Raw genomic sequence first — 17,699 nt, 5'->3', positions numbered from 1 at the left:
TATCTGTTAACCCAACCGGGGGGCGCCATGCCCCCTTTGGCCCAGCTGGAGTTCGTGATGAAGCCTTCTATCGTATTGTACAAAAGCCTGCCCGCCGATCTGCGTGAACGGCTGGAACAGCACTTCACCGTGCACGCCTTCAACGGCCTGCAGCCGGAGAACCGCGACGAACTGCGCCAGGCGCTGCAGCAGGCCGAAGGGATCATCGGTTCCGGCGGTAAAATTGACGAAGCCTTCCTGCAGCAGGCGCCCAAACTGCGCGCGGCCTCGACCGTTTCCGTCGGCTACGACAACTTCGACGTCGAGGCGCTCAACGCCCATAACGTGCTGCTGATGCACACCCCGACGGTGCTGACCGAAACCGTCGCCGACACCATCATGAGCCTGGTGCTGGCGACCGCGCGCCGGGTGGTGGAAGTGGCGGAGCGGGTGAAGGCCGGCGAATGGCGCGGCAGCATCGGGCCGGACTGGTTCGGCGTCGACGTGCACCATAAAACCATCGGCATCCTCGGCATGGGGCGCATCGGCCTGGCGCTGGCGCAGCGCGCGCACTTCGGCTTCGGCATGCCGGTGCTGTACAACGCCCGCCGCACGCACGAAGAGGCGGAGCAGCGCTTTAACGCGCGCCGCTGCGATCTGGATACCCTGCTGGCCGAGTCGGATTTCGTTTGCATCACGCTGCCGCTGACCGAACAAACCTTCCACATGATCGGCCGCGATCAGCTGGCGAAGATGAAGAAAAGCGGCATTCTGATCAACGCCGGCCGCGGGCCGGTCGTGGATGAGCAGGCGCTGATCGAAGCGCTGCAAAACGGCGTGATCCACGCCGCCGGGTTGGACGTGTTCGAGAAAGAGCCGCTGCCGGCCAACTCACCGCTGCTCAGCATGCCGAACGTGGTGGCGTTGCCGCACATCGGCTCCGCCACCCATGAAACGCGCTACGGCATGGCCGCCTGCGCGGTGGATAATTTGATCGCCGCGTTGACCGGCACGGTGAAAGAAAACTGCGTCAACCCGCAGCTGTTGCGGAAATAACTCAGCGCGGCCGGTGGTCTGCGGATAACCGGCCGTGTTGCTCTTCCTGCTGCGGCGCGAACAGCGCCTGCAGCTGATGTTCTTCGGCGAAGTGCTGCAATTCGGCATCCTGAATTGCCTGAACGATCTCTTCTCGCCAGTTTTTGTCCGTCATCGCTAACCTCCTTTGATGTTCATCGTTTAATCTGCCGCAGCGCGCGCGCAAAGCCAAGCCGAATCAATCCGAAAACGCTCCGCCCTTTCTCTCCTCCCCGAAAAACCCTCGCAGGGAGGAGGCTATTTTTCCGCCGTTTGCCACACTGGGCGCTACCCTGCGAGAAAAACGCTTCCTGCCGCGCGTAAGGAGAGCCATGAAACTGTTACCCCTGCCCTTGTTGATGCTGCTGTCGCCTTCGGCGCTGGCCGGCTGGACGCTGCCGGGTTTCCCGGCCTTCGACGAAACTGCCGCCGGGCTGTTTACCAGCCAGGCCGCGCTGCCCAAAGGCCAGCTGCCGCTGCGCCTGTATCAGGATAACCACTGTTGGCAGCCGGCCGAGGCGGTGAAGCTTAACCAGACGCTGTCGCTGCAGCCCTGCGGCGCCCATCCGCCGGCCAGCTGGCGACAGTTCCGCGCCGGCGACTATCAGGTGCGCATCGACACCCGCAGCGGCACGCCGACGCTGCAGCTCAGCCTGCGCAGTGCGCCGGAAAGCGCCGCCGTTGTTGCCCGCAGCTGCCCGCGCTGGGACGGCAAACCGGTCACGGTCGACGTCGCCTCCACCTTCGCCGAAGGCGAAACGCTGCGCGATTTCTATTCCGGCCAAACGGCGCAGGTGAACCAGGGAAAAATCACGCTGCAGCCCGCCGCCGCCAGCGGCGGCCTGTTGCTGCTGGAGTCCGCCACCACGGCGAAACCGGCGGCGTTCAGCTGGCATAACGCCACGGTCTACTTCGTGCTGACCGATCGCTTTGAGAACGGCAATCCGGCCAATGACCACAGCTACGGGCGCCGCAGCGACGGCCTGCAGGAAATAGGCACCTTTCACGGCGGCGATCTGGCCGGCCTGACGCAAAAACTGGATTATCTGCAGCAGCTCGGCGTCAACGCCTTGTGGATCAGCTCGCCGCTGGAGCAGATCCACGGCTGGGTCGGCGGCGGCACCAAAGGCGATTTCCCGCATTACGCCTATCACGGCTATTACGCGCTCGACTGGACTCGCCTCGACGCCAACATGGGCACCGAACAGGAGCTGCGCACGCTGGTCGAGCAAGCGCATCGGCGCGGCATTCGCATTCTGTTCGACGTGGTGGTGAACCATGTCGGTTACGCCACGCTGGCAGATATGCAGACGTTTCACTTCGGCTCGCTGTATCTGCAAGGCGCGGAGGTGGAGAAAACCCTGGGGAAAAACTGGGGCGACTGGCGCCCCGGGCCAGGGCCAGGGCCAGGGCAAAACTGGCACAGTTTCAACGACTACATCAACTTCAGCGACAAGGCGGGCTGGCGCCAATGGTGGGGGAAAAACTGGATCCGCACCGACATCGGCGACTATGACTCACCGGGCTATGACGATCTGACGATGTCGCTGGCCTTCCTGCCGGACATCAAAACCGAAGCGCCCGGCGCCAGCGGCCTGCCGCTGTTCTATCGCCACAAACCCGACACCGCCGCGCGCGACATGCCCGGCGCCACCACCCGCGATTACCTGACCGTCTGGCTCAGCCAGTGGGTGCGCGATTACGGCATCGACGGTTTTCGCGTCGATACCGCCAAGCACGTGGAAAAACCGACGCTGGCGCTGTTGAAGCAGCGCGCCACGGCGGCATTGGCGGCGTGGAAAGCGGATCATCCGCAGCAGGCGCTGGATGACGCGCCGTTTTGGATGACCGGCGAGGCCTGGGGCCACGGGGTGATGAAAAGCGACTATTACCAAAACGGCTTCGACGCGATGATCAACTTCGACTTCCAGGACCAGGCGGCGCAGGCATTGGGCTGCTTTGCCGACATTGATGCCACCTACCGGCAGATGGCCGAGCGGCTGCAGGATTTCAACGTGCTGAGCTACCTCTCTTCACACGACACCCGGCTGTTCTTCGCCAGCGACGCCAAAGGCTCGCTGCCGCTGCAACAGCGGGCGGCGAACCTGCTGTTGCTGGCGCCGGGCGCGGTGCAGATTTACTACGGCGATGAAAGCGGCCGCCCGCTCGGCCCCACCGGTTCCGATCCGCTGCAGGGCACCCGCTCCGACATGAACTGGCGTGAGCTGCCGGGGGAAAAAGCCCCGCTGCTGGCCCACTGGCAACGGTTGGGGCAGTTCCGCGCTCGCCATCCGGCGATCGGCGCCGGCGTGCAAACCCCGCAACCGCATGCCGCCTATTATGCCTTCAGCCGCCGGCTCGGCGACGATAAGGTGATGGTGGTGTGGGCCGGCGAACGGTCACAATAATCCAGCGTAATATGCTACCAATCGGCCAATGAGCGAAGTTTGTGCCCATTGGCCGATTTGTCGGCCGCATTGCAGCGGGGTTTGTCTGGCGGTATGGTGGGGGATTACCTGCTAAGAAACAGTACTGCTGCACCTATGACTTTCTCACTTTTCGGCGAAAAATTTACCCGTTATGCGGGCATTACCCGTTTGATGGACGACCTGAACGAAGGCCTGCGCACCCCCGGTGCCATCATGCTCGGCGGCGGCAACCCGGCGCAGATCCCAGAGATGGAAGCCTACTTCAAACAGCTGTGCCAGGAGATGCTCGACCAGGGCAAACTGACCGAAGCGCTGTGCAACTACGACGGCCCGCAAGGCAAGGACGCGCTGCTGAAAGCGCTGGCCAATCTGCTGCGCGACGAGCTCGGCTGGGAGATTTCGCCACAGAATATTGCACTGACTAACGGCAGCCAAAGCGCGTTTTTCTACTTGTTCAACCTGTTCGCCGGCCGCTACGCCGACGGTTCGCGCCGCCGCGTGCTGTTCCCGCTGGCGCCGGAATACATCGGCTATGCCGACGCCGGGCTGGACGAAGGGCTGTTCGTCTCCGCCAAACCGAACATCGAGCTGCTGCCGGACGGCCAGTTCAAATATCACGTTGATTTCGAACACCTCACCATCGGCGACGACATCGGCATGATCTGCGTTTCACGGCCAACCAACCCGACCGGCAACGTGATCACCGACGAAGAGCTGATGAAGCTCGACCTGCTGGCGCAGCAGCGCGACATTCCGTTGGTGATCGACAACGCCTACGGCGTGCCGTTCCCCGGCATCATCTTCAGCGACGCCACGCCGCTGTGGAACCCGAATACCATCCTGTGCATGAGCCTGTCCAAGCTCGGCCTGCCGGGCTCGCGCTGCGGCATCGTGATCGCCGACGAGAAGGTGATCACCGCGCTGACCAACATGAACGGCATCATCAGCCTGTCGCCGGGCAGCATGGGGCCAGCGATGGCGACGGAAATGATCGCGCGCGGCGATCTGCTGCGCCTGTCGAACGAGGTGATTCGCCCGTTCTACAAACAGCGCGTCGAGCACACCATCGAGATTATCCGCCGCTACCTGTCGCCGGAGCGCTGCCTGATCCACAAACCGGAAGGGGCTATCTTCCTCTGGCTGTGGTTCAAAGATCTGCCGATCACCACCGAAGTACTGTATCAGCGCCTGAAAAAGCGCGGCGTGCTGATGGTGCCGGGCCACTACTTCTTCCCGGGGCTGGAGCACGAATGGCCGCACACCCACCAGTGCATGCGCATGAACTACGTGCCCGATCCGGAGAAAATCGAGCGCGGCGTGGCGATCCTGGCGGAAGAGATCGAACGCGCGCATCAGGAAGGCTAACGCCAGCTGATTGAAAATCGACCGATAAAGATATACGATGCATATATCGTATATCTTTTTTTTGGAGGGCTAGCGATGACTCGCATCGTGATCGATTTACCTGAAGAAGACCTGCGGCAGCTCGACAATCTGAAAAATATCCGCCACATTCCCCGGGCCGAAATCATCCGTCAGGCCGTCTCCCGTTATCTGACGGAGAACCACGTTGAAGATCCCAGCAATGCTTTCGGGCTCTGGTCCGGGGCGATGGGCGATGGCGTAGACTACGAAAATCGTCAGCGCGAGGAGTGGGAATAATGGTGGCTCAACGGGCGTTATTCGACACCAATATCCTGATCGATTATCTCAACGGCATTCCTCAAGCCAAAGACGTTCTGACCGAATACCACATCAACCCGGCTATTAGCGCCATCACCTGGATGGAAGTGATGGTGGGTGCCAAAAAACAGGGGCCGGCGCTGGAGCTGAAAACGCGCCAGTTTTTAGGGCAATTCCTGCTGCTGCCTATTACCGATGAAGTTGCCGAACGCGCCGTAGAATTGCGCCACTCACAGCATGTGAAGCTGCCGGACGCCATTGTCTGGGCCACCGCGCAGGTGGGGTTCCGGACGCTCATCTCCCGCAACCCCAAAGATTTTGGCACTGACAACGGCGTGTTAATACCTTACCGGCTGTAGTCGGGCAGCGTTACAGCGTCCAGAACAGCACCGCCAGCAGCTGCGGCGACATGATGCGCAGGAACATCGCCAGCGGATAAACGGTGGCGTAAGACAGCGCGGCGGCGCCGCTGGTAGGGTGTAAACCGTTGGCGAAGGCCAGCGCCGGCGGATCGGTCATCGACCCCGCCAGCATGCCGGACAGCGTCAGGTAGTTCATCTTGCCCACCGTGCGCGCCAGAATACCGACGCTCAGCAGCGGAATGGCGGTGATCAGCGCGCCGTACCCGACCCACGTCAGCCCCTCGCCGTGCAGCAAGGTATCGATGAAGTTGCCGCCCGATTTCAACCCGACCACCGCCAGAAACAGCACGATGCCCAGTTCGCGCAGCGCCAGGTTGGCGCTCGGCGGCATAAACCAGTACAGCTTGCCGATGCTGCCGATGCGCCCCAGGATCAGCGCCGCCACCAGCGGCCCGCCGGCCAGCCCCAGCCGCAATGCCGCCGGGAAGCCGGGCACGAACAGCGGAATGGAGCCGAGCAGCACCCCAAGGCCGATGCCGATAAACACCGGCAGCATCTGCACCTGCTGCAGTTTTTGTTGGGCGTTGCCGACGATTGCCGTCACCGCGTCGATGGCCTCCGGCCGGCCGACCAGGTTCAGAATGTCGCCGAACTGCAGCGTCACGTTGCTGCCGGCCACCAGCTCCACGCCGGCGCGGTTGAGGCGTGAAATTACCACGTCATACTTTTGCTTCAGGTTCAGATCGCGGATTTTCTTGCCCAGCACCTGCTCGTTGGTCACCACCGCCCTCACCACCTGCAGCGCGGTGCCGCGCGTGGACAGCGAGGCGTCCACCTCTTCGCCGATCACCAGCCGGGCGTTCTCCAAATCTTCGCGTTTGCCCACCAGATGCAGGTAGTCGCCCAGCTCCAGCCGCTCGTGCGGCGCCGGCACCATCAGCAGCTCCCCGCGTTTGAGGCGCGAACAGACGATCGCTTCACCGTTGAGCAGCGGCACCTGCTTGATCGCCATGCCCTGCAGATTGGGGTTGCGCACCGCCACGTTGATGGCGTGCAGCAGCTCACGCTGATTGCCCAGGCTGCTTTCAAACGCCTGCGCCTCGCGCTCGATGTTGATGCGGAAAAACAGCCGAATCAGCCACATCACCAGCAGGATGCCGCATATGCCGAACGGATAGGCCATGGCGTAACCCATCCCCATGCCGTCCACCAACGCCGGATCGGAACCGAGATCGGTCAGGATTTGCTGACCGGCGCCCAGCGCCGGGGTGTTGGTGACCGCGCCGGAGAACACGCCGAGGATGATCGGCAGCGGCACGTCGAACAGTTTGTGTACCACCGCCGCCACGACGCCGCCGGTCAGCACCAGCAGCACCGCGAAGGCGTTGAGGCGCAGCCCGGAGACGCGCAGCGAAGAGAAGAAACCGGGGCCGACCTGAATGCCGATGGTGTACACGAACAGGATCAGGCCAAACTCCTGGATAAAGTGCAGCATGTCCCCGTTCAGGTTGATTTGCCCGCTCTGGGCGAAGTGGCCGACCAGGATGCCGCCGAACAGCACGCCGCCGATGCCCAGCCCAACGCCGTACAGCTTCCAGTTCCCCATCCACAGCCCAATGACGGCCGCCAGCGCCAACATGCTGACGGTCAGGGCGATATCGCTCATAGGTCACATCCTTGCCAAAGTTGAAAAGGAATTTGCGGCCAAAGACACACAATTAACAAGGATTATGACATCGGACAAACGGGGGGACTGTGGCATGCGCCACATAACGCAGCGGGGGAGACCCGTCTGGATCTCCCCCGCATGATGATGACCGTTTTTCAGTCGGTTATTTGGCTTCCAGCTCCGGCGTCGCCCCGATGGCGATGCGCTGCGGCTGCAAGGCTTCCGGCACCTGACGCACCAGATCGATGTGCAGCAGGCCGTTTTCAAATTTGGCCTCCGACACCTGCAGATGCTCCGCCAGGGTGAAGGTCAACTGGAACTCTTTGCACACCAGGCCCTGATGCAGGTATTCGACCTGTTTTTCCGGCGGCGTGGGTTTACCGCTGACGGTCAGCCGCGGCCCTTCCACTTCGATATTCAGTTCGCTCTGCCGGAAACCGGCCAGCGCCAGAGAAATGCGGTAGTGATTGTCATCGCTTTTCTCGATGTTATACGGCGGGAACCCCTGGGGTTCCTGGCCGCCCATTGAGCTGGCCAATTTATCAAAACCAATCCACTGACGCAGAAGCGGGGATAAATCGTAATTACGCATAGGAACAACTCCTTTCATTAAGCGAGATGTGTTTATTCAGCCCCCTGACGGCAGGCTAGGTATTATTTTCCGGCAGCGTACCTGCCGGCGAAACGGAAATTTATTTAATTTCGATGCGGCGCGGTTTTAATGTTTCCGGCACGATGCGTTGCATGTCGATATACAACAGGCCATTCTCCAGTTTGGCACCTTTAATTTGAATGTGTTCGGCCAACTGGAATTTACGCTCGAAATTACGCTCGGCGATGCCCTGATATAAATAGGTTTTTTCTGCCGGTTCGTTATTGTGCGCCCCGCGCACGATCAGCAGATTATCTTGCGTGGTGATCTCCAGCTCCTGCTCGGCAAACCCGGCTACCGCGATGGCGATGCGATAATGATTTTCGTCCACCAGCTCGACATTATAAGGCGGATAACCGCCGTTGCCCTGACTCTGGCCGGCTTCCAGCGCGTTGAACAGGCGATCGAAACCAATGGCGGAACGGTATAGCGGGGAAAGATCAAAATTACGCATAAAACAGCCTCCTAAGGCACTTCAGCGAGGTTGAAATAAATACGCCTTCCACTCTGGACAGGCTAATTAAGCCAGAATTCCCTTACGGCGAATTCTCAATTCGGCTCTGATGATAAAATGGGGGTTGATTTCATCAATTCAACAGGCGAGGATCAAAAAAACTTCGTACCGATTAGGCGAAAGTTTTTTTACCACTTACACTAAAGTGAGAGAGCCGCCACAGAGCGGGATTTTGCTTCTTTTAAAGCAGCGACAGGATGTTATAACTCAGCTTAATTTTAGGGGCACAGCAACCCTGCAGGATGGATTAATGACGACGATGAAAGCGATAGCGACGGGCTGCATGTTGTTGGCGACCAGCGGTTGCTCCAGCGTGATGAGCCATACCGGCCCGAATCAGGGTTACTATCCCGGCACCCGCGCCAGCGTGGACATGCTGAAGGACGACAACACCAGTTGGGCGATGATGCCGCTGGTGGCGCTGGATCTGCCGTTCTCTGCGGTGATGGACACCGTACTGCTGCCTTACGACTATCTGCGTTCCGGCAACGACGCCACCACAGACTCGCCAAAAGCGCGCATCCTGCGCAGCGAGCAGCAGAATCTGGCGGCAACCGGCAATCCCGGCGAAGGCAACGACAGCGCCGCCACACACTAATCACGCACGCAGCGGGCCATCAGGCCCGCCTTACACCTCAACCACAAAGATCTGGTTGAATCCCGCTATCTCGCGCATAAACGCCACTTTCTTGCCGTCCGGTGAAAACACCACGGCGTCCCCCGACGGCGGCTGCACGCTGCGCTGCGTTAAACGCTGCAGACGGCCGCCGGCGACCTCGCACAGCATCACGCTGTTGTCACACACCAAGGCAATCGCCCCGCCCTGCGGGTGCCAGCTGAAGGCAGACTGGATATCATGCTCGCTGTGGCTCACCTGTCGCGGCTCCCCGCCGTTCGGCGACACCGTCCACAGCTGCACCACGCCGCCGTCATCCTTCATCAAAAACGCGATCTGGCTGCCGTCCGGCGAGCTGCGCAGCCAGTGGCGCGGTGCGCCGGCCACGCCCGGAAAACGACGATCGCCGGTAAAGGTCACCCGCCGCTGCCTGACGCCCTGCGGCGGCGCCGGCAGCTCGCTTTCCGTTCCCTGCAGCGGCAGAGCGCCCGCTCTGGCGTAATCGGCATCGTTCTCCGGCAGATCAACGATAAACACCTCCGGCAGCTTTTCACCGGCGGCGGACAGCGTATCGCCGATGAACGCCAGCGCCCAGCGCTGCCGGCTGCCGTCGGCCTTACGGTAACCTTCGCGGCCAATCCAGCCTTCTTCGTAAGCACGATTGATCTGATCGCTGCCCGGCTGCGGCTGCGGCACGGTCTCGCTGACCAGCACGCAATAGTGGCTGCCGTCATACTCGCGCGGATGCTGTTTCGGCGGATTGACCCCGTGCAGCGGCACGGCCACCCCGACGTTGCGCAGATCGCGCGCCGGATCGCACTCGTGCATGACGTGATCGTTATAGGTAAAGCTGAGGCGGCTGCCGTCCGGGCTGAATACGTGCACATGGCTGCCGCCGCGCAGCGCGCCGGGGGTGTAGGGGGCGGTGATATCCAGCGCGTCGAGGGTGATGGCCAACTCGCGATCCGGTTCGCTGACGATCACCCCGCGGCGGTGGTGAAAATCATATTGCCAGGCGCTGTCCGGGTGCTCCGGGCCATGGATAAAGGCATAGCGCGCCGGCGCATCAGGGCTGACCGTGACCACGCCGACGTGGGCGCCGTGCTGAGCGCGATAAACCACTTCCACCGCGCCGCTGGCGACGTTGACCCGCTCGATGCTCAGACCGGTGAAAGAGGCGCCGCGCGGGCGCACGTCATAAGCCAGCCATTGGCTGTCCGACGTCCAGACGTTGATATTGGTTAACTGATGCCCGCGAGGGTCGAAAGTCAGCTGTTTTTCCCGATGGCTCATGGCGGTTCTCCTGCGCATGCCGGCACTGAGTCGCCATCTTACCGGATCGGCGGCAGCGTTTCATATGGCGCGCTGCCGCGTGAAGCAAGGTTATTTTTTCAGGGCGTTGAATTCCGTTTTGGCCCTTTGCAACTGCGCGGCGAAGGTGGGCTCCGCGTGCAGTCGGGCGACGATGGCCGAGGCGACCAAGCGCGCGGCGGTCACGTCGCTTTGCCAGTGATAACCGCAAATCACCCGGCTCTGGCCCATCTCATAGCCGCGCTGCAGTATCGTCCCCTGCCTGGGAGGGTTAATCTCCGCCAGCACCAGCGCGGTCGCCCAACCGATGGCGGTGTGCCCGGAAGGATAAGAGCCGTTCGTCGATAGCGTGCTCTCTTCATCCGGTCGGCAAGTGGGCTCATGGTAAAAAGCGAACGGCCGAATGCGCATATAGTGATTTTTGGCGCTGCGGGTAGCCAGATCGCCGGCGTCTTCACGCATTTTCATCACCAGTTTGAACAGCTCCGGCGTATTATCCTGGGTGATTTCCGTACCGAAAGCGCCGGATAATGCGGCGGCGACGCCATCCCCCGTTACGTGTGCGTCGTGATAAGCCTGTTTGCCCCGTTCGGTATTACGCAATAATTTCCCGGCATCATATTGCGCCTTGTCATTCATAAAATCGATGCTGTCAACGGCGGGCGGCGGCGGCAATAACGCCAGGCTGTCTATCGATTGCGACTCTTGCAGAAAATAAACCTCCGGTTGGGTGGTCACATCTTTGGCGGCGAAACCAAACGGTGTCAGCGCGGCGTAGGTTAATGAGGCGAGTAATATTTTTTTCATTGTCGTTCCCTTATTAAAATAATGAGCGGTTGCGACTTCCTTAACGCAAATAAATAAAAAATCGTGCCGCTAAACTATACGTTAATGATTATTTTTCGCCGCCAGTGCGATCACATTACGCCGTGCCCGCTTTTGCCCGGCGGCCGGGCGACGGGGTTTACAATCAATACAAAAAAGTACAAACTGGATTTTTAAGTCTAAACATTCTGGAGCCGGTATGAACCCCCTCTTCGATGCCATTGTTTCTGCCCATCAACAGCTGCGCCCTCAGGTACGGGTCACGCCATTGGAGCGCAGCGTGCTGCTTTCACAGCAGCTGGGCTGCGAGCTGTATCTGAAATGCGACCATCTGCAGCACACCGGCTCCTTTAAATTTCGCGGCGCCAGCAACAAGTTGCGGTTACTGGACAGCGAGCAACGCCGGCGCGGCGTGATCGCCGCCTCTACCGGCAACCACGGCCAGGCGGTCGCTTTGGCGGGGCAGCTGATGGGCGTTGGCGTCACGGTTTATGCGCCAGAGACGGCGGCGAGCATCAAGCTAGACACCATCCGCGCGCTGGGCGGCACCGTGGAACGGGTGCCGGGCGATGCGCTGAACGCCGAACTGGCCGGGGAACAGGCCGCCCGCGAACAGGGAAAAACCTATATCTCGCCGTATAACGACGAGCAGGTGATCGCCGGCCAGGGCACCTGCGGCATGGAGCTGGTTGAACAGCTCACCGGTCTGGACGCCGTGTTCGTGGCAGTCGGCGGCGGTGGCTATATCGCCGGTATCGGCACCGTTCTGCGGCAATTGTCGCCGAACACGCAGCTTATCGCCTGCTGGCCGGAAAACGCCACCAGCATGTACAGCGCGCTGGAAGCGGGCCATATCTTCCCGGTGGAAGAGCAAGACACCCTGTCCGACGGCACCGCCGGCGGCGTCGAGCCGGGCGCCGTGACCTTCCCGCTGTGCCAACAGCTGATCGACCGCAAAGTGCTGGTCAGCGAGACGGAGATCAAGCACGCGATGCGCCGGATCGCCGCCAGCGATCGGTGGATTATCGAAGGCGCGGCCGGCGTGGCGCTGGCCGCGGCGATCAAGCTGGCGCCGGAATACCAGGGAAAAAAAGTGGCGGTGGTGCTGTGCGGTAAAAACATCGTGCTGGAGAAGTACCTCAAGGCCATCGCCGATGCACATCCTTAATCGGCAGCAAATCCTCGCCGCGTTCGACGCCGAGGCTATAACCCCGCTGCTTAAGCAGGGTTTTATCGCCTATTCGCAACGGCGGGTGCAACAGCCGCCGGTGCAGCACTTCCTGTTCGAACAAGCCGCCGGCGATTGCTGCATCAAATCCGCCTGGCTGGAAGGCGAAGAGCTGTTCGTGGTCAAGGTCTCCGCCGGTTTCTATCGCAACGCCGAACGCGGTTTGGCCAGCAATCAGGGGCTGGTGATGGCGTTCTCCGCCCAGACCGGCGAACCTCGGGCGCTGCTGCTGGATGAGGGCTGGCTGACCGCGCTGCGCACCGCACTGGCCGGCCGCATCGCCGCCGAACTGTGCGCGCCGCCGCATATTCAGGCGATCGGCATGGTCGGCACCGGCCTGCAGGCCCGGCTGCAGCTGCAATGTCTGAAACCGGTGACCGATTGCCGCGAAGTGTGGGTGTGGGGCCGCAACGATCAGGCGCTGGCGGCGTATCGGCGCGAAGCCGAGGGCGAAGGTTTTCAGGTGCGGGTTACGCAGGATGCGGCGGAACTGGCGGCGCACTGTCAGCTGATCGTCACTACCACGCCCAGCCGCGAACCGATTTTACAGGCGGCGGATATTCGGCCCGGCACGCACATCACCGCCGTGGGTGCCGACGCGCCCGGCAAGCAGGAGCTGGCGACCGATCTGGTGGCTCGCGCGGACGCACTGCTGGTCGATGCGCTGGCGCAGTGCGCTGACTATGGCGAGATCGCGACGGCTTATCGGCAAAATAGGCTGATTTCAACGCCAATCGTCGAAATGGGCGCCGTCTTGGCGCTGGGAGGGCGGTTGCGAAGCGAGCCGCAGCACATCACCATCGCCGATCTTACCGGGCTGGCGATTCAGGATCTGCAGATCGCCAAAGGGGTGTTGGCGGCAATATAAAGGGGCGCCGTAGCGCCCCACTTGATCAGGCGTTGAGCACGAACTTCTCGATGGCGCGCGCCACGCCGTCTTCGGTATTGGCGCCGGTGACAAACTGCGCCACCGCTTTCAGCTCGGGAATGGCGTTGCCCATCGCCACGCCGACGCCGGCATACTCGATCATCGCCGTATCGTTGGCCTGATCCCCCAGCGTCATGATGTTTTCCCGCGCCACGCCGAGGTGCTCGGCCAGCATTCTCACCCCGGCGCCCTTATCGACGTTCTTATGCAGGATTTCGAGGTAGTAAGGCGCGCTTTTCAGAATGGTGTAACGCTCGCGCGTTTCCGCCGGGATGCGCGCAATCGCGTTGTCCAGCAGCGCCGGCTCGTCGATCATCATCACTTTCGGGAAACGCATCTGGCGATCCATCTCCTCCACGCTGCGGTATTTCAACGGAATACCGGTCATTTCCGCCTCGTGTATGGTGTATTTGCCGATGTCTTTGTTCGGGGTATACAGGGTGTCGAAGTCAAACGCCTGGTAGTGAACGCCGAGCTCGCGCGCCATCTGCTCGAAGTGCAGATAGTCCTCAAAACCCAGGGTTTCCTGCAGAATACAGGCGCCGTCGGCCGCGCGCAGCACCAGCGCGCCGTTGTAGGTTATGCAAAAATCGCCGGGGCCCTGAATGTCCAACTGGCGCAGATAGTCCTGCACGCCGACATAAGGCCGCCCGGTGGCCAGCACCACGTGCACCCCTTTGCGCCGCGCCGCCGCGATAGCCTGCTTTACCGCCGGCGTGATTTGGTGCTGCGGATCCAGCAACGTGCCGTCCATGTCGATCGCAATCAGTTCAATAGCCATTCAACGCTTCTCCCAGTGGTTTTTTCCCATGCTAACGCGTTTCAGCCTTGGCTGTCAGCGCCAAAAAAGGCGCAAAAAAAATCCGCGCGGGTCGCCCGGCGCGGATTTTCACAGCCATTAACGCATCAGATATCGATGTTCGCCGCTTTCAGGGCGTTTTCTTCGATAAAGGCGCGGCGCGGTTCAACCGCATCGCCCATCAGCGTGGTGAACAGCTGATCGGCAGCGATGGCGTCCTTGACGGTCACGCGCAGCATGCGGCGGCTTTCCGGATCCATGGTGGTTTCCCACAGCTGCTCCGGGTTCATCTCGCCCAGGCCTTTATAGCGTTGCACCGACAGGCCGCGGCGCGACTCTTTCACCAGCCACTCCAGCGCCTGCTCGAAGCTGTCCACCGGCTGACGACGTTCGCCGCGCTCGATGAACGCGCCGTCTTCGATCAGCCCGCGCAGCTTCTCGCCCAGCTGGCAGATCTTGCGGTATTCGCCGCCGTGGATGAAGTCGAAGTCCAGCTTATAGTCGGTATCCACGCCGTGGGTGCGGATGCGCAGCGCCGGTTCGAACATCTGGCGTTCGCGGTTCTCGAAGATCACGAAGTCATAGCTGCTGCCGTGCTGCTCTTTGTCGTTCAGCGCCTGCACCAGCGAAGCGATCCAGGTTTTCACCTTGGCTTCATCGCTGAGATCGCCTTCGTTCAGCGTCGGCTGATAGATCAGGTTGTTCAGCAGCGCGCGTGGATAGCGGCGCTCCATGCGGCCGATCAGCTTCTGCACGGCATAGTGTTCTGCCACCAGTTTTTCCAGCTGCTCGCCGCCGAGCGCCGGTGCGCTGGCATTGGTATGCAGCGTAGCGCCGTCCATCGCGATGGCGATCTGGTACTGATCCATCGCCTCGTCATCTTTGATGTACTGCTCCTGCTTGCCTTTCTTCACCTTGTACAGCGGCGGCTGTGCGATGAACACGTGGCCACGCTCAATGATTTCCGGCATCTGGCGGTAGAAGAAGGTCAACAGCAGCGTACGGATGTGCGAACCGTCGACGTCGGCATCGGTCATGATGATGATGCTGTGGTAACGCAGCTTGTCCGGGCTGTACTCGTCGCGGCCGATGCCACAACCCAGCGCGGTGATCAGCGTCGCCACTTCCTGCGAGGAGAGCATTTTGTCGAAACGCGCTTTCTCGACGTTGAGGATTTTCCCCTTCAGCGGCAAGATAGCCTGGTTCTTGCGGTTTCGCCCCTGCTTGGCAGAGCCGCCCGCGGAGTCCCCTTCCACCAGGTACAGTTCGGACAGCGCCGGATCGCGTTCCTGGCAGTCCGCCAGCTTGCCCGGCAGGCCGGCCAGATCCAGCGCGCCTTTGCGGCGGGTCATCTCACGCGCTTTACGCGCCGCTTCGCGCGCACGCGCCGCGTCGATGATTTTGCCGACCACGATTTTCGCGTCGCCCGGATTCTCCATCAGGTAATCCACCAGCTTCTCGTTCATCAGCGTTTCAACCGCGGTTTTCACCTCGGAAGAGACCAGCTTGTCCTTGGTCTGAGAAGAGAACTTGGGATCCGGCACCTTCACCGACACCACGGCGATCAGACCTTCACGCGCGTCATCGCCGGTGGCGCTGACCTTGGCCTTCTTGCTGTAGCCTTCCTTCTCCATGTAGCTGTTCAGCGTACGGGTCATCGCGGTACGGAAACCGACCAGGTGCGTGCCGCCGTCGCGCTGCGGAATGTTGTTGGTGAAGCAGTAGATGTTTTCCTGGAAACCGTCGTTCCACTGCAGCGCCACTTCCACGCCGATGTCGTCTTTCACGGTCGAGAAGTAGAACACGTTCGGGTGGATCGGGGTTTTGTTCTTGTTCAGGTACTCGACAAACGCCTTGATGCCGCCTTCGTAATGGAAGTGGTCTTCACGGTCGGTGCGCTTGTCCTTCAGGCGGATAGACACGCCGGAGTTGAGGAAGGACAGCTCGCGCAGACGCTTGGCCAGAATGTCGTACTCGAAATCGGTCACATTGGTGAAGGTCTGGTGGCTCGGCCAGAAGCGCACCATGGTGCCCGTCTGTTCGGTTTCGCCCACCACGGTCAGCGGCGCCTGCGGCTCACCGTGGCTGTAAGTCTGTTCGTGCACTTTGCCTTCGCGGCGGATCACCAGCTCCAGTTTCTCCGACAGGGCGTTAACCACCGAGACGCCCACGCCGTGCAGGCCGCCGGAAACCTTATAGGAGTTGTCGTCGAATTTACCGCCGGCGTGCAGCACGGTCATGATGACCTCTGCGGCTGAAACCCCTTCTTCCGGGTGAATGCCGGTCGGAATGCCGCGGCCGTCATCCTGTACCGATACCGAGTTGTCGGCATGGATGGTGACCTGAATGTCACTACAGTGGCCCGCGAGCGCTTCGTCGATAGCGTTGTCCACAACCTCGAATACCATGTGGTGCAGACCGGTGCCGTCATCGGTATCGCCGATATACATGCCCGGGCGCTTGCGCACCGCATCCAGCCCTTTTAATACCTTGATACTTGAGGAGTCATAAGAATTCGACATCAACGTTTCTCGCTCATTTTAGTCCTGTGGTTGAACCTCTATTTTACCCTGTTCCACGCGGAACATCTTGCCCTTTTCACCAGCCATGTCGGTCACTTGTTCAGCGCTCACCGCGCTGACAAAAACCTGGGCCTGGGTGGCTTTCAGGCGATCGGCCAGCAACCGGCGACGGCCGGTGTCCAGCTCGGAGGCAAAATCATCAATCAGATACAGGCAACGCCGCCCGCTCTGCCGGGTGAGAAACTCACCCTGCGCCAAGCGCAACGCGCACATCAGCAGCTTAAGCTGACCGCGCGATAACAAATCCTCTACCGGCGTGCCGTCGGCACGAATGCGAAAGTCCGCTTTATGCGGCCCCACCGCGGTATAGGTCAATGCCCTGTCTCGCTCAAACTGGCGCTCCAGCAGCTCGCCGTAGTCGCTCTCTTTGTCCCAGCCGCGCTGGAAGGAGAAGCTCAGGGCGAATTCAGGCAGAAACTGCGCGCAGGTCGCGGTGATATCCGCGGCGATCGCGTCGCTGTATTCCGCCCGCCATTCGCTGATGCGCTCCGCGAGCGGGATCAGTTCCTGATCCCAGGCGCGGATCTGCGCATAGCGACTCACCTGGCGCAGCGCGGCATTGCGCTGCTTCAGTAACCGTTTCAGGTTGCTCCAGGCGGTGAAAAAACCGGGTTCGTTATGAAAACAGCCCCAGTCCAGGAAGGCGCGCCGGAATTTCGGCCCGCCGTTCAGCAGGGTAAAACCTTCGGGGGTGATCAGCTGCATGGGCAGCAGCTGCGCCAGCTCGGCCACCTTGTGGCCATCGCTGCCATCGATGCGTACTTTGCTGTCACCCTGACGGCTCTTGCTCAATCCTACCGACAGCTCGCGCTCCGCGCCTTCGATGCGGCCGTGCAGCACGAACTCCGGCTGGTCGTGGCGAATGACCCGACCGGCCTGCAGGCTGCGAAAGGCGCGGCCGTGGCCGAGCGTATACACCGCTTCCAGCACGCTGGTCTTGCCGCTGCCGTTGGCGCCGACCAGGAAGTTGAATCCCGGCGCCAGCGCCAAATCCGCCGCCTCGATATTGCGGAAATCTTTAATCAATAAACGCGTCAGAGCCATGCAA

The 17,699-nt window shown here is 61.0% G+C and carries 17 protein-coding genes; 8 read left to right on the top strand and 9 right to left on the bottom strand.

Annotated features, from left to right (window positions below; genetic code table 11):
* The first annotated feature begins 57 nt into the window (after positions 1–57).
* Entirely contained in the window at positions 58–1,035 is a 978-nt protein-coding gene (gene ghrB / locus ACJ8MK_RS22210; RefSeq protein WP_016929588.1) for a glyoxylate/hydroxypyruvate reductase GhrB, read from the top strand.
* Position 1,036: 1 nt separating this feature from the next.
* Here ghrB and ACJ8MK_RS22205 read toward each other — a convergent pair whose 3' ends face one another.
* The gene (locus ACJ8MK_RS22205) at positions 1,037–1,189 is read right to left on the bottom strand and encodes a hypothetical protein (RefSeq protein WP_019455508.1); all 153 of its coding nucleotides are present in this window, start codon (positions 1,187–1,189) and stop codon (positions 1,037–1,039) included.
* A gap of 196 nt (positions 1,190–1,385) precedes the next feature.
* Here ACJ8MK_RS22205 and ACJ8MK_RS22200 point away from each other — a divergent pair, with 196 nt between their 5' ends.
* The 4 genes from ACJ8MK_RS22200 (at position 1,386) to ACJ8MK_RS22185 (ending at position 5,524) form a co-directional block, all read left to right on the top strand.
* Positions 1,386–3,461, top strand: a complete 2,076-nt coding sequence (locus ACJ8MK_RS22200) for an alpha-amylase (RefSeq protein WP_442518060.1) — start codon at positions 1,386–1,388, stop codon at positions 3,459–3,461.
* Between the two features lie 135 nt (positions 3,462–3,596).
* Positions 3,597–4,847 (top strand): valine--pyruvate transaminase, encoded by a 1,251-nt coding sequence (locus ACJ8MK_RS22195; protein WP_033645138.1) that lies wholly within the window; start codon positions 3,597–3,599, stop codon positions 4,845–4,847.
* A gap of 75 nt (positions 4,848–4,922) precedes the next feature.
* On the top strand, positions 4,923–5,144 hold the full coding sequence (locus ACJ8MK_RS22190; RefSeq protein WP_039568270.1) for a ribbon-helix-helix domain-containing protein: 222 nt from the start codon (positions 4,923–4,925) through the stop codon (positions 5,142–5,144).
* Complete coding sequence (locus ACJ8MK_RS22185) at positions 5,144–5,524, top strand: type II toxin-antitoxin system VapC family toxin (protein WP_033653957.1); 381 nt, start codon at positions 5,144–5,146, stop codon at positions 5,522–5,524. The genes ACJ8MK_RS22190 and ACJ8MK_RS22185 overlap by 1 nt, the downstream gene beginning before the upstream one ends.
* Before the next feature lie 10 nt (positions 5,525–5,534).
* Here the strand turns inward: ACJ8MK_RS22185 and ACJ8MK_RS22180 are convergent, their stop codons facing one another.
* The 3 genes from ACJ8MK_RS22180 to ibpA form a co-directional block, all read right to left on the bottom strand.
* The gene (locus ACJ8MK_RS22180; protein WP_103830145.1) at positions 5,535–7,193 is read right to left on the bottom strand and encodes a putative transporter; all 1,659 of its coding nucleotides are present in this window, start codon (positions 7,191–7,193) and stop codon (positions 5,535–5,537) included.
* A gap of 166 nt (positions 7,194–7,359) precedes the next feature.
* Positions 7,360–7,788, bottom strand: coding sequence for a small heat shock chaperone IbpB (gene ibpB, locus ACJ8MK_RS22175; RefSeq protein WP_004933922.1), 429 nt, complete (start codon positions 7,786–7,788; stop codon positions 7,360–7,362).
* Between the two features lie 100 nt (positions 7,789–7,888).
* Positions 7,889–8,302, bottom strand: coding sequence for a small heat shock chaperone IbpA (ibpA, locus tag ACJ8MK_RS22170; RefSeq protein WP_004933919.1), 414 nt, complete (start codon positions 8,300–8,302; stop codon positions 7,889–7,891).
* Positions 8,303–8,612: 310 nt separating this feature from the next.
* Between ibpA and ACJ8MK_RS22165 the strand changes: the two genes are divergently transcribed.
* Positions 8,613–8,960, top strand: a complete 348-nt coding sequence (locus ACJ8MK_RS22165; RefSeq protein WP_049197081.1) for a YceK/YidQ family lipoprotein — start codon at positions 8,613–8,615, stop codon at positions 8,958–8,960.
* 30 nt (positions 8,961–8,990) lie between these two features.
* Here ACJ8MK_RS22165 and ACJ8MK_RS22160 read toward each other — a convergent pair whose 3' ends face one another.
* Both ACJ8MK_RS22160 and ACJ8MK_RS22155 read right to left on the bottom strand, forming a co-directional pair.
* Positions 8,991–10,271, bottom strand: a complete 1,281-nt coding sequence (locus ACJ8MK_RS22160; RefSeq protein WP_103774342.1) for a DUF3748 domain-containing protein — start codon at positions 10,269–10,271, stop codon at positions 8,991–8,993.
* A 90-nt stretch (positions 10,272–10,361) separates the two neighbouring features.
* Positions 10,362–11,096, bottom strand: a complete 735-nt coding sequence (locus ACJ8MK_RS22155; protein ID WP_033636536.1) for an acid phosphatase — start codon at positions 11,094–11,096, stop codon at positions 10,362–10,364.
* Positions 11,097–11,313: 217 nt separating this feature from the next.
* On the opposite strand from ACJ8MK_RS22155, the gene ACJ8MK_RS22150 reads away from it, so the two are divergent.
* Positions 11,314–12,282 (top strand): threonine/serine dehydratase, encoded by a 969-nt coding sequence (locus ACJ8MK_RS22150; protein ID WP_039568273.1) that lies wholly within the window; start codon positions 11,314–11,316, stop codon positions 12,280–12,282.
* The gene (locus ACJ8MK_RS22145; RefSeq protein WP_103774343.1) at positions 12,269–13,210 is read left to right on the top strand and encodes an ornithine cyclodeaminase family protein; all 942 of its coding nucleotides are present in this window, start codon (positions 12,269–12,271) and stop codon (positions 13,208–13,210) included. Before ACJ8MK_RS22150 ends, ACJ8MK_RS22145 begins: the two co-directional genes overlap by 14 nt.
* Before the next feature lie 25 nt (positions 13,211–13,235).
* Here the strand turns inward: ACJ8MK_RS22145 and yidA are convergent, their stop codons facing one another.
* The 3 genes from yidA to recF form a co-directional block, all read right to left on the bottom strand.
* A complete protein-coding gene (gene yidA / locus ACJ8MK_RS22140) occupies positions 13,236–14,051 on the bottom strand; it encodes a sugar-phosphatase (RefSeq protein WP_033649554.1) in 816 nt (271 codons plus the stop codon).
* A gap of 125 nt (positions 14,052–14,176) precedes the next feature.
* Positions 14,177–16,591 (bottom strand): DNA topoisomerase (ATP-hydrolyzing) subunit B, encoded by a 2,415-nt coding sequence (gyrB, locus tag ACJ8MK_RS22135; RefSeq protein ID WP_047569951.1) that lies wholly within the window; start codon positions 16,589–16,591, stop codon positions 14,177–14,179.
* 18 nt (positions 16,592–16,609) lie between these two features.
* Positions 16,610–17,695 (bottom strand): DNA replication/repair protein RecF, encoded by a 1,086-nt coding sequence (gene recF / locus ACJ8MK_RS22130; RefSeq protein WP_004933895.1) that lies wholly within the window; start codon positions 17,693–17,695, stop codon positions 16,610–16,612.
* Between the last annotated feature and the right edge of the window lie 4 nt (positions 17,696–17,699).

Origin of the sequence: Serratia sp. CY38905, assembly GCF_052168875.1 — a bacterium.
Taxonomy (GTDB): domain Bacteria; phylum Pseudomonadota; class Gammaproteobacteria; order Enterobacterales; family Enterobacteriaceae; genus Serratia; species Serratia sarumanii.
Note: the sequence above shows the minus strand (reverse complement) of the source record. Positions and strands in the feature narration are given on the sequence as shown.

Bases quoted from the DNA above. Each gene is read 5' to 3' on its own strand.
- ACJ8MK_RS22155 (WP_033636536.1), bottom strand. From the start codon at position 11,096: ATGAAAAAAATATTACTCGCCTCATTAACCTACGCCGCGCTGACACCG.
- ibpA (WP_004933919.1), bottom strand. From the start codon at position 8,302: ATGCGTAATTTTGATCTTTCCCCGCTATACCGTTCCGCCATTGGTTTC.
- ACJ8MK_RS22165 (WP_049197081.1), top strand. From the start codon at position 8,613: ATGACGACGATGAAAGCGATAGCGACGGGCTGCATGTTGTTGGCGACC.
- ACJ8MK_RS22160 (WP_103774342.1), bottom strand. From the start codon at position 10,271: ATGAGCCATCGGGAAAAACAGCTGACTTTCGACCCTCGCGGGCATCAG.
- yidA (WP_033649554.1), bottom strand. From the start codon at position 14,051: ATGGCTATTGAACTGATTGCGATCGACATGGACGGCACGTTGCTGGAT.
- ACJ8MK_RS22180 (WP_103830145.1), bottom strand. From the start codon at position 7,193: ATGAGCGATATCGCCCTGACCGTCAGCATGTTGGCGCTGGCGGCCGTC.
- ACJ8MK_RS22145 (WP_103774343.1), top strand. From the start codon at position 12,269: ATGCACATCCTTAATCGGCAGCAAATCCTCGCCGCGTTCGACGCCGAG.
- ACJ8MK_RS22205 (WP_019455508.1), bottom strand. From the start codon at position 1,189: ATGACGGACAAAAACTGGCGAGAAGAGATCGTTCAGGCAATTCAGGAT.
- ACJ8MK_RS22150 (WP_039568273.1), top strand. From the start codon at position 11,314: ATGAACCCCCTCTTCGATGCCATTGTTTCTGCCCATCAACAGCTGCGC.
- ibpB (WP_004933922.1), bottom strand. From the start codon at position 7,788: ATGCGTAATTACGATTTATCCCCGCTTCTGCGTCAGTGGATTGGTTTT.
- ACJ8MK_RS22185 (WP_033653957.1), top strand. From the start codon at position 5,144: ATGGTGGCTCAACGGGCGTTATTCGACACCAATATCCTGATCGATTAT.
- ghrB (WP_016929588.1), top strand. From the start codon at position 58: ATGAAGCCTTCTATCGTATTGTACAAAAGCCTGCCCGCCGATCTGCGT.
- ACJ8MK_RS22195 (WP_033645138.1), top strand. From the start codon at position 3,597: ATGACTTTCTCACTTTTCGGCGAAAAATTTACCCGTTATGCGGGCATT.
- ACJ8MK_RS22190 (WP_039568270.1), top strand. From the start codon at position 4,923: ATGACTCGCATCGTGATCGATTTACCTGAAGAAGACCTGCGGCAGCTC.
- gyrB (WP_047569951.1), bottom strand. From the start codon at position 16,591: ATGTCGAATTCTTATGACTCCTCAAGTATCAAGGTATTAAAAGGGCTG.
- ACJ8MK_RS22200 (WP_442518060.1), top strand. From the start codon at position 1,386: ATGAAACTGTTACCCCTGCCCTTGTTGATGCTGCTGTCGCCTTCGGCG.
- recF (WP_004933895.1), bottom strand. From the start codon at position 17,695: ATGGCTCTGACGCGTTTATTGATTAAAGATTTCCGCAATATCGAGGCG.